Source organism: Bradyrhizobium sp., from assembly GCF_035652035.1.
Taxonomy (GTDB): domain Bacteria; phylum Pseudomonadota; class Alphaproteobacteria; order Rhizobiales; family Xanthobacteraceae; genus Bradyrhizobium.
In genome coordinates this window covers 22748-28755 of sequence record NZ_DASREO010000088.1, presented here as the reverse complement: position 1 = coordinate 28755, position 6008 = coordinate 22748, and the positions used below count along the sequence as shown (strand labels likewise).

The window sequence follows — 6008 nt, the reverse complement described above, 5'->3', positions numbered from 1 at the left end:
GCTAGAGTGAGGGAGCGGCCATTAGCGGTCGGTCCCAATTGCGACATCGCGATCGAGCGTCACGTCGTCGGATCGCGACCAAAATTTTGGTGTGACAGAATTATGGGACGCGATGCTTTGCTTGGTGGCCGAAACGGAAACAGATTGATCTTAGAGGAATTTCTATCGCGCCCCAGGCGGATGTGTCGGCCAAGCAACAGTACAGGGAAATTAACGGCATTCGTTGCAACCGCGCAACGAACCCTGCGCTCCCTGATAGGCTCAAGGACGCGTGACGGGATGAAGGGGGGGCCCCCAATGCGTACGCTATTATGCGCAATCGACGGCGTCGCGGTCGAGGCACGCGGTATTTTTTACTCGAAACTCATTCCGATAATTTTGTGCGCCGCCTTACTGGCTTTGGCATGTTTTTCAGCCGCGAGCGCACAGAATAAGCCAGACGCGCAAGGAAAGCAGGAGCAGCAGAAAAAGCCGGATGTTCCTAGCACGGAGCCGATAAAAGATTGGAATCAGCTCCTCACCCCGGTTTTAAGTCTGATTCAGAACCTACTTGATAGGCCGCCCCCGTTCCCGGAATTGAAATGCGCGACCCCCGAACAAGAAGAGGAGCTGCGCAGGTTGTCTAAGGATTGGGAATCCGCTTGGATGAATTGGAAGAAGTGGACCGACTTCGTGGAAGAGTCGGAGGAATACGTCGCAAAGATGCAAGATGAACTGAAACAACTTCAACAAAAACTGGGAAGAGTGCCGAGTTCAGCCGACCTCGCGAAAGCAGGTTTACAAGGGTACCCAGCACAAATTGCAGATTATAAATTATATATTTCGCAGAAGGTAGAAAGAATGCCGAGGTGGCGGAAAGAGGTCGCCGCCGCCAGCGAGAAGTATTACAAACTTCTCAACAGCATCCCCAAGGAATGTCCCCCGCCGAAGGCGAATATCAACATTCCGGGAGGCGGGCGCTTCGCGCCGCGCATGCTGCCGCCCTCGCAGGTACTCACCATGGGATCGGGTGTTTATGGTGGTGGTGGTTTTGGCACGCTGGCGACGGTGTGTCCGACCTGGACCACGACGGGCGTGAACAGTTTCGGAGCGTTCGATCCGGTGAAGCAGGACGATCAGGCCTGCACCACCAGTGGTTTTCTCACGTCGATCTACGTGGGCTACCAGTTGAACCTCGCATCGAACTGGATTGTCGGCATCGAGACCAGCTTCGGCTACGCCACTAACAAGGCGACGACTGGGGTGCCAGGCGTGTCGAGTGCGCCCGGCGACAACATCAACGTCAAGGAGGATTGGAGCGATGCCCTGCTCGCGCGCTTCGGCTACATGGTAACGCCGCGAACCAGCGTGTATGCCACGACCGGCGTTGCCTTCCAGCACATCGAGGCGAATGTCACCTGCACTGGCACCAGCCCGAACCCTTGCGGCCGCTTCGGCCCCGTCGCGCCGATGACGGCAACCAACGCGCCGACACTGAGGGGATGGACGCTCGGTGCGGGTGCCGAATATGCACTGACCGGAGCCTTGCGGCTGCGCGGGGAATATCGCTATTCCGACTACGGGACCTACAATGCAACTTACGGCAATCCGGCAAACGTTGCTGTCAGTTCCGGGATTCGACTGCGAACCAATACGGCGCTGATGGGCTTGAGCTTTGCATTCGGAGGAGGAGCCTCCGCAGCGGCAGTGGCGGCCCCGTCGGACCTTATCTCAAAATGAGGTGAGGCAATCCTATTCGCCAAGAGGCAATGTCCGCTAATGGGATGGACCGGCTGCTTCCCTCGCGGGGATAGTCTGCAAAGACACCCTGCGGCAACCGGAGAAGCAACCCATGGACAAAGCCGCACCCCTGGCCTCGATCGGCATCGATATCGGCAAGGAAGTCTTCCACGTTGTCGGTTTTGGCACGGACGGCAAGATTGCTTTCCGTCGCAAGATCAAACGACTGGCGCTCGTTGAGACCTTCAGTCGCGGCAGAGAAAGCGCATGGAACGGATCAATGAACGCATCCAGAAGCTGGTGAGCCGAATGGTTGCTCGCCAACCTATCCGCTAATAAGATCAACGATGCGTGCGTATTCCCATCAAGGCCACGGCCCGCGAGCCGATCAAACAGGCCGGATACATATCAGCGACTTCCGCAAGCCACGGACAATCTCTATTGCGAAACGCAGCCGGTCCATACATCCGGGTCAATCGCGTTGTTTAAACTCGGTTCCGCCCGCATCCGGTTGTCCTCAAACAACGGACATCATCCCATCGTCCGAGTACTTCCGAAAGGTGCCAGAAGGCGACCTCAATTGGCGCACTATGCGGGAGCGGTTGTTAGCGTCTCGGCTGTGGAAAGCCACCAGCCGTCACCCGCAAACCAACAGCTTTCATCGGGCGATCCGTCGAGGCGGAGCGAGCGCACGAGACCCCAATTCTTTGAAAACGCCTCCGTCAAGCGACGGCCCGCTTCTTCGTCCTGAAGTCCCACGCAGTCGATGAATGTGACGCGACCTATGAACTTCGCGGACCATGTGGCGCCTTGATCGGGACGCGCAACTAGCAGCATGCCTCCGAACACCCCCTTGGGAGCTAGTGGAAACAACAAACGACCGCCGGGACGCAACGCGTCAAGCCACATCTTGCTTGGCTGCGCGGCACCGGCGCAAACGTAGATCAGGTCGACTCGGGGCAAGTCCGGCGAGACGCCCGATTGCAGGCGCACCTCCACCTGATGATATCCTCTGAGGTTCTCGCGAGCCCGCGCCGCCAGCGCTTTGTCGATCTCATACGCGTACACCTTGCCGTTCAGTCCGACCAGATGCGCGAGGATCGCTGTGTAATACCCGCTACCAGCTCCTACTTGCAGAACGGTCTCTCCCGGCCTGATGTTGCAGTTTCCGAGAAAGTGTGCATGCAGGCTGGGCATGCCGATATTAATCCCTCGCTCGCGATCCAACGCCAAAAGCAAATTTTGGTAGAGGAACGCTGGATCATCGTCCGGCGTCTGCACATAGGGATGCCCGCCAAGCCCTGTCGACCACGGCCCCGGTCCAGCGAAGGGCTCGCGCTCCACCGAGCGAAATGCCTCCTCGATGCGAGGATCATCGAGCTTGGCCGCGGTGCAAATGAGCTTGGCATAGAAAGAGCGATATTTTCCCGACCTGTCCACCATCCGGCCCTCTTCGAGCTTTGCCGAAAAAACTCGGACCAGTTTTTATATGACGATGTCTCGATCGACCACCAAAACCTGACACAAAGCTTTCACACTCGCTCTGGTGGCGTGCGCACGCGAGTATGGCTGAGTCCGCTTTGGGTCAATCGCTACAGAAATGGGCTTTCCAGGCGATGTCTGCTTTTCCCCCGATAGCGACCGAAATGCGGACATCGCGGTTGGTCCCTTTGGTGCTACTTTCAGATACATACCTGAGCAGGTGCAACAAAATTGAGCGAGCTTACTCGATCAACCCATCAGCGATTGCGAGCAGCGTTGTCGGGATTTCGAGGCCGAGCGCCCTGGCGGTTTTGAGATTGATAAACAACTCGAATTTGGTGGGCCGCTCCACTGGCAAGTCTGCGGGTTTCGCGCCCTTTATGATCCGGTCGACGTAATAAGCCATGCGATGAAAGAGACGCTCGAAGTTCGGACCGTAGGACAGCAAGCCTCCGGCTTCGACAAACGGACGCTCCTGATAAAGGCCAGGCATTCGGGCTTGGCTGCAGAGGGCAAGGATACGCGCCCGATTTTCAGTAACGATTGGACCCGCCAGGACATCAATGGCGTCAAACCGTCCCGTGGCAATGGATTGAAAGATTTCGGCAAGGTCATCAGCGCGATTCACGCCAAAACTCTCGATGTCGATCCTGAGCGTGCGCGCTGCCACCTCGGTCTCTCGTATGGAATCACGGCCCGCGGCTGAATTCGGCTCCCATAGGACGGCGACGCGTTGCAGTTGGGGCAAAAGCTCCTTGAGCACCCCCAAGCGTTTTGCGCTGAGGTCGTTGGCCAGAGAAGTGACACCAGTAATGTTACCGCCTGGCCGCGCCAGACTACCCACAAGCCCGACAGCAACCGGGTCGGCCGCGGCGCGCATGACGATCGGCACAGTCTTGGTGGTTGCTTGCGCCGCAAGCGCTGAGTTGGTTGAGCTTGCGACGATCACATCGGCGCCTTGTTCGATCATGTCCTTACAGAGCGCAATCAGGCTATCCCTGGAACCGCTGGCGTCGCGATAGTCGATGACGATATTGCGGCCCTCGGCATAGCCGAGCTCCATGAGCCCGTCGCGGAATGCCGCGAGCCGCCGAGCAGTAGCAGCGGACGGCTTTATGTCACCTGGGATTGCGATCCGCCACGGTTTCCGGTTCTGCTGCCCACGCGCAAGAGCAGGCCACATCGCGAACACGCCGCTGAGCATAGATATAAACTCGCGCCGTCCGATGTTGATTGCCATGTGACCCTCCTGCGGGGGACATGCAACGAGGGGACGATATCACGCTCTAGCCAAGGAACGAATGCTGTTTTTGCGCTGCGAAAGTCTGGAGCCGATCATGTCTCTTGAGGGTCAAACTGAGAACTCCGAATGTTCAGCCGCCAAGGTCGGCTTTACCCCAACTCCGGACATGCTTGCGCTGCGCAAACTGACGCTTTGTGCCACTTCCGGACTCGTGCGCCATAGCACACTTCCAAGCTATTCGATCACCTCGTCAGCGCGCGCGATGGAGACAGGCGAAAGGGCAAGTCCGATCGAGCGTGCTGTGCGAAGGTTGATCGTCAGCTTGATCTCGGTCGGCTCTTCAAACGGCAGCTCTGCGATCTTCGCCCCTTTCAAGATTCTGTCGATGTAAACAGCCGCCCGTCGATTGTTTTCCGGCTCGGCGGGTCCGTAGGACATGAGCGCGCCGTTACGTACTTCGATAGACCAACTGTGCATGGACGGCAGGTCCCGGATGAGACATCGGTCGACGATGCCACCGCTGAGCCTGTAGGTGAGGGTATCGGCCTCCGAGAGCACGGCCTTTACCTGCTCCTCATCGGCCCGCGCAAAAGCACCAACGATATCCCCTTCCGAAGTCAGTGGTAGCGATAACAGTTCGATGCCAAGCACTTTTGCCGCGTGTTGGACAGCCGATTTGAACGAAGCTGCCGAAGGGTTTGCTGGTACCCAGAGATAGCCGACCTTGGTGCTGGCCGGCACGATCTGATGCAATATTTCCAGCCGCTTGCCTGCAAGCGAAGGGCCGGAAATGGGGAAGCCGGTAACATTGGCGGTCGGATGCGAGATGCTGTTGCTGACGCCGAGCGCGATCGGATCACTGATCAAGGTCATCACGATCGGAATCTCGCGCGTCGCATTGAAGAAGGCGACGGCGATCTGACCTGTTGCGCCGACAAGCACGTCCGGCCTCCCGGCAACGAGCTCGCGTGCGAGGGGCGGCAAACGCGTCAAATCGCCCTCGGCGCCCCGAATCTCATAAGTGATATTGCGCCCGTCGACATAACCGATCCGCGCAAGCTCGGCGGCAATCTGCAAATCCTGTGACGGCACGGCACGGCCGTTGAGAAGCACGCCAACCCGCGGCAAACGCTGTTGGGCCAATGCGGTAATCGGCCACGCTGCCGCTCCACCGAGGAGCTTGATGAACCCGCGTCGCCTCACGCGCGAACTCCGGTCTAGAACGGGCATCGTACCTGCACAAATCAGCACTCCGGAAGGCCGACATTAGGAGCAACGGAACCGTGCTCAGTTCGCGCCCGTGCGAGCGCGGGTAGGAATGTGGCCGTGAGATAACTAGCAGGAGAGGGCGCCACTGGTGCCCTACACCGAGGTTATTTCCGGAATGGGTCTTGGCTGTGTGAAAACGCCAATACGCCTGAGCGCGATAGAAGATGTTATTCGTCCAAGACCTTTTTAGCTCTCAAACTCGCAAGCGTACTCAATCCAGAGAACGAATTGAAAAATGTAATTCTCGCCGCGTTTCGATCTTTCGCGTTTTTTGCACAGCCAGGGTCAAAAACGG

At 57.9% G+C, this 6008-nt stretch carries 5 protein-coding genes; 2 read left to right on the top strand and 3 right to left on the bottom strand.

Features of this window, described 5'->3' with window-relative positions:
• Positions 1 to 297: 297 nt before the first annotated feature.
• Together VFB05_RS23760 and VFB05_RS23755 are read left to right on the top strand one after the other, a co-directional pair.
• Complete coding sequence (locus VFB05_RS23760; protein ID WP_325016847.1) at positions 298 to 1719, top strand: outer membrane protein; 1422 nt, start codon at positions 298 to 300, stop codon at positions 1717 to 1719.
• Positions 1720 to 1831: 112 nt separating this feature from the next.
• Positions 1832 to 2023, top strand: coding sequence for a hypothetical protein (locus tag VFB05_RS23755; RefSeq protein ID WP_325016845.1), 192 nt, complete (start codon positions 1832 to 1834; stop codon positions 2021 to 2023).
• Between the two features lie 284 nt (positions 2024 to 2307).
• Here VFB05_RS23755 and VFB05_RS23750 read toward each other — a convergent pair whose 3' ends face one another.
• The 3 genes from VFB05_RS23750 to VFB05_RS23740 all read right to left on the bottom strand — a co-directional run bounded on the left by VFB05_RS23750 (position 2308) and on the right by VFB05_RS23740 (position 5557).
• Positions 2308 to 3162 (bottom strand): protein-L-isoaspartate O-methyltransferase family protein, encoded by an 855-nt coding sequence (locus VFB05_RS23750; RefSeq protein ID WP_325016843.1) that lies wholly within the window; start codon positions 3160 to 3162, stop codon positions 2308 to 2310.
• 280 nt (positions 3163 to 3442) lie between these two features.
• On the bottom strand, positions 3443 to 4441 hold the full coding sequence (locus VFB05_RS23745) for an ABC transporter substrate-binding protein (protein WP_325016841.1): 999 nt from the start codon (positions 4439 to 4441) through the stop codon (positions 3443 to 3445).
• Between the two features lie 237 nt (positions 4442 to 4678).
• Positions 4679 to 5557, bottom strand: coding sequence for an ABC transporter substrate-binding protein (locus VFB05_RS23740; protein ID WP_325016839.1), 879 nt, complete (start codon positions 5555 to 5557; stop codon positions 4679 to 4681).
• Positions 5558 to 6008: the final 451 nt, after the last annotated feature.